Below are 4975 nucleotides of genomic sequence, written 5' to 3' on the forward strand. Positions count from 1 at the left end.
GGGGGGCCCCCCCCCCCGCGGGCGCCCCCGCCCCCCCCGGGGCGCGGGGGGGGCCCCCCCGGGCCAGCACGCCAGGGCCGCCGCCAGCAGCAGCGCGGCCAGGACGGCGCCCGGGCATCCACCGTCGCCACCGGGATCCCCGACCACCGGAGCGCCGGCCGCAGTGGTCGTCACCGCGGCCGGTCCGGCCACCCCGGCGGCAGCAGCGGCGACCGGCCCGGCGACCACCGGCCAGGCCTGCGCAGCGGCCGCCGACGCGGCCGGGCCAGCGGTTCCCACGGCCGCCAGAGCGGCCGCCACGACCGGCACGACCGTCACGCCCGTCACCGGCGCGATCACCACGGTCCGCTCACCTTGCCGTCGCGGTCCTCGGCCAGCCCAGTCACCAGGGTCGCGCCTGCCCGTGCCGGTCCAGCAGGGCGGCGAGGCGGGCCGCTCCCGGCTCCACCGGCTCGCCGTCGACGACCGCCGGCCGGGCCCGTACCCAACCGTCGGCGCCCCGCTCCAGGACGGCGATCTCGGCCAGCTCACGCCGCCGACCGACCCGGCGGACATGCAGCACCACCCGCACCGCCCCGGCCAACTGGGCGTGCAGCGCGGCCCGGTCGATACCGGCCGGCGCGGCCAGCGCCTCCAACCGGGCCGGGACGTCGGCGGCCGTGTTCGCGTGGACCGTTCCGGCACCGCCGTCGTGTCCCGTGTTCAACGCGGCGAGCAGATCGACCACCTCGGCTCCGCGCACCTCGCCGACGACCAACCGGTCCGGCCGCATGCGCAACGCCTGCCGGACCAGATCTCGGAGCGAGATCGTCCCCGCCCCTTCGACATTGGCCTGCCGCGCCACCAGCCGCACCAGGTGCGGGTGGGGCGGCCGCAGCTCCTCCGCGTCCTCGACGGTCACCACCCGCTCGTGGTCCGGCACGGCCGCGAGCAGGGCCGACAGCAGCGTCGTCTTGCCCGATCCGGTCCCACCCGAAACCAGGAACGCCAACCGGGCGTCCAGCACGGACCGCACCACCGCCGCCGCACACCCGGGCAGGCTGCCGGCCGCGGCCAGGGCCGCCAGATCGTGTCGCGCCGGGCGCAGCACCCGCAACGACAGGCAGGTGCCGGACGCCGCGACCGGGGCCAGGACCGCGTGCAGCCGGGTTCCGTCGACCAGGCGGGCGTCCACGTGCGGGTGCGCGTCGTCCAGACGGCGGCCGGCGGCGGTGGCGAGTCGCCGCGCCAACCGTTGCACGGCCGCATCATCGGCGAAGCGCACCGCCGCCGCCTCCCAGCCCGCCCCCCGGTCCACCCGCACGTCCGCCGGGCCGTTGACCACCACATCGGTGGTGTCGGGGTCGGCCAGCAGGCCGGCCAGCGGCCCGGCGCCGACCAGCTCCCGCTGCAGCTGCCGGATCAGCCGAAGCATCTGCGCATCGCTGGTCAGCACGGCCGATTCGGCCCGCAACGCGGCCGCCAGCGCCCGCGGCTCGGGGTCCTCGCCCCGGTCGGCCAGGCGACGCTGGACCCGCTCGATCAGCGCGACCGGAAGCGCCTCCTCGATCCCGGCCACGCCCGTCATCTGGCCTCCAGGGCGGCCAGCACCCGGTCGGCCGCCGTGAGCAACGGCCGGCGGCCGCTGCCCAGGGACAGCCCGAACTCGAGTTCCCGGGCCAGCCCGGGTTCCGCGCGCATCTGCGCCAGGAGGGGCAACCGCAGCAGGTCGGCCACCTCGCCGGCGCCGAGCCCGCACGGCGACGGTCCCCGCACCACCAGTCCCGCGTCGACCGCGAACTCGCGCAATCGGGCCCGGACCCGCTGGGCGGCCCAGCAGGCACGCACGTCGGCCGGCGCGAGAACGACGACCAGATCACACCGTTCGAGCACGCGGTCCGGCACCGGGCCCGGCGGGCGGGGAAGGTCGACCACGACCGTCCAGGCGCCCCGGCGGCCGGCGTCGATCACGACGTCCACCGCGTCCGGGCCGACGTCGGCCGCGCGCTCACGGTGATGGCCCAGGACCGAGATCGAACTCGGGCCGACGCGGATCCGCGGCAGCGCCCGTGCGAGGTCGTCCACCGGCAGGCGGCCGGCCGGTGCCGAGAGGTCGGACCAGCGCAGGCCCGGGTCGTTCTCCACGCCCAGGACGACGTCCAGGCCGGCGCCCCAGGGGTCACAGTCCAGCAGCAAGGCGGACCGGCCCGACCGTGCCGCGGCGTAGGCCAGGGCCCCGGCGAACACCGACGCGCCCGCACCACCGCAGGCCCCCACGACCGCGACACAGCGCCCGTCGCCCGAGGAGTCGTCGCTCGCGTCGGTCAACAGCTCGATCAGCTCGAGTTCGGCGCCGGGGACGGCGAACGACCGTTCCACACCGAGCGCGATGCAGGACTGCCAGGCGGCCTCACCCGGTTCGGCGGCGAACACCGCCACCACCCCGGGCCGGCGCGGCAGGCCGGCAGCCACGGCGGCCGGCACCTGAGCCGCGTCGATCAGCACCAGCGGCGCCGACCGCCACTGCGCGCGGGTACCGGGGTCGCGGCCGTGCGCGACCTCGATCCGCGCCGCGGCGGCGATCCGCAACAACTCGTCCAACAGCGCCTCATCCGCCGTCACGATCAACGGCCGGGCATCCACCACCGTCCCCGCCTCCACTCCCCGGCGACCGCCGCACGACGGCCACGGCGCCGACGGTGCCGCACGGCAGCGGTCCACCGGACCGCCCCGGGCACGAATGGGGACGAAGATCGGACATGGGGACAAAATCGCGGGTCAGTCGACGGCCGCTCCCAACGGGCGACCGGGTTGATCATCGACCATCCGGGCCGGACGCACGCGAACGACCGGACCACGCCGGCCCGGCATGTCGCTTCAGGGTGGACCGCCCGGTCCGAGATAGAGGGCGGCCCCCGCCAGGGGGGAGGGCGGGGGCCGCAAGGGTTCAGCTCCGGGGGGTTGAGCTGAACCGAAGGTCGGTTCCGGGGGGGTGGAAACCGACTCCCTCACTGTAGACCCGTTCACCGGGGTTCGTCACGTGTTGGCGCACGACATCTGCTGCGGATCTTCATTCCCGGGACCGCCAGACACAATCGGGTGCATCTGAATCGGTCAGGGCCAATCACCCCCTTCGGGGCAGTTGCCGTGGGCCGTTCACCCGGGTATCACTGTTGTCAGGGACCGCTGCAGGGCCAGAGGCGGAGTGAAGAGAAACCCCGTCAACCCCCGGCAGAGCTCCCCGCGCAGACGCCGGAACCCACTCACCGCTATAAGCCGCGGGAGGTACGTCGTCAGGGTGATCCGCGATGGACGCGGTGCCCGTCACGACGAGTCGTGGTGAAGCTTGGTAGCTGGTCAGCCTGCGCAGACGGCGCTCGACCCCCGGGTCGGGCGCCGTCTTTCATGGGCGGGACCGGCCCGGCGCGCCGGCCCGGCACGGGCCGGATCCGGCGCGGGACGGGCCTCGGCCACCCGCTCCGATCCGGACCCGATCGGGCCTCGATCCGAGGCCCGCGCCGCCGACCCGCCAGCCCCTCGCAGCCCCACCGATCCGCGGCGGGAACCCGGCCGGAGGCGGCGATTTCACCCGCGGTCCGCCCGTTGCGCTTCGTGACGAAGCGACAAGATCCAAGTTCCGGGAAGCAGAAGTTCACCCGAATAGCCGTCGACCTGACGAGAACACCACTGCCACGCGTGACGACTGACCGTGACGTCTGGTCACTCAACGAAGCTGTCGGTGAGCGACGGCGACCAGACCCGGGGTCCGGCGGGTCACCGGTTCGGTCCCGCTCCGGCTGGCAGCGTCATTGCTGGTCGATGACCGTAACCGGGCCCACTGCCAGCCACCGGGGAGTCAGGTGGGAGAACCCGGTGATCCGTCTGTGGACGCCCGGCCGACCCCGGTGCCCTCGGCCGCCCCCGCCTCGAGGGCCCGGCACACCTCTCGCACCCAGTCGTCCAGCGCTCCGGCGGCATAGCCGGCCAATCCGGCGCGGTAGCGCTCGGCCGATCGCAGGTGCGCCACCTCCGGTACCGACCAGCCCGCCGGGTCGAGACCCGTCGACACCATGGTGAGCCGGGCGGCCGCGCGGGCGACCACGCCGTCCGCGGAGCCGAACGGGGCGAGGGTGGCGAGTTCCCCGTGCACCACCGCGACCATCACCGGCGCCGGCCACGGCGACCGCACGACCAGCTCGGCCAACGCCGAGAGCCGGGCACTGACGCCGACCGGGTCGGCCGGATCGATGCGGGCGCGCCCGAGTTCGTCCGCGCCGACCAGGTCGGCGGCGGCGAGGGTGTGCAGCCGGGCCAGCACCTGCCGCGGCGCCCGTGTCCAGGTGCCCACGAGTCCGTCGAGGGCGGCGGCCACCCGCACCGCCCCCGCGAGCACCGGGTCGTCGATCGATGCAGCGGCCGGATCGAGGCCGAGCGGAGCGCCGGCCAGGCCGGCGGAGGCCCGGGCGGACCGCATGAGCGCGGCCGCGGCCACCCGGCCGGTCCGGTCCCGCACACCGCGCGGACCGTTCAGCCGGGCCAGGGCCAGCCGGGCCGCCTCGACGGCGGCCGGCAGACCCTCCACCCCGGCCGGCCACCCGGTCCGGTCGACCACCTGCCACGGCGCGGTCATGCCGTCAACCCTCCGATCGATCAGGTCCGATCCTTGTCGTTCGATCAGTTACCAAGCGTGCGAATAGTTGTCACAGTGGGTGCCGGTTGGCGTCTGCCGTGCCAGATCGGCCATCCACCGCACCACACCTGCCGCCCAGCGATGCGACATGGCAGGCTGACCGTGCAGACGGTTACGTTCGGACAGCAGTGTGCACCCCCCGGACGACCTGATTTTCCAGCCCTCGGCTGCGCGCTGGAAGCAGGACAGCCGTCACCCGACATCGCCGTCACCCGAGGAGACACCCCGTGAGCGACACGAGTTCCCAGACGCTGGACAACCTGCTGGCCGAGAACAGGACGTTCCCGCCGTCCGCGGAGTTCGCGG

3 protein-coding genes and 1 pseudogene are annotated in these 4975 nt (G+C 75.1%); all 4 read right to left on the bottom strand.

All coding sequences use genetic code 11. The features are described 5' to 3' along the window. A pseudogene (locus ACOJUF_RS26270) lies at positions 1 to 342 on the bottom strand (hypothetical protein); the annotation flags it as partial. Between the two features lie 40 nt (positions 343 to 382). Then, the gene (locus tag ACOJUF_RS26275) at positions 383 to 1567 is read right to left on the bottom strand and encodes a TadA family conjugal transfer-associated ATPase (protein WP_420124752.1); all 1185 of its coding nucleotides are present in this window, start codon (positions 1565 to 1567) and stop codon (positions 383 to 385) included. After that, positions 1564 to 2625, bottom strand: a complete 1062-nt coding sequence (ssd, locus tag ACOJUF_RS26280) for a septum site-determining protein Ssd (protein WP_420124753.1) — start codon at positions 2623 to 2625, stop codon at positions 1564 to 1566. The genes ACOJUF_RS26275 and ssd overlap by 4 nt, the downstream gene beginning before the upstream one ends. Before the next feature lie 1210 nt (positions 2626 to 3835). After that, positions 3836 to 4609: an oxidoreductase gene (locus tag ACOJUF_RS26285; protein ID WP_420124754.1), complete on the bottom strand. Its 774-nt coding sequence runs from the start codon at positions 4607 to 4609 to the stop codon at positions 3836 to 3838. Positions 4610 to 4975 lie beyond the last annotated feature (366 nt).

This window comes from Nakamurella sp., assembly GCF_048594475.1.
Classification (GTDB): Bacteria; Actinomycetota; Actinomycetes; order Mycobacteriales; family Nakamurellaceae; genus Nakamurella.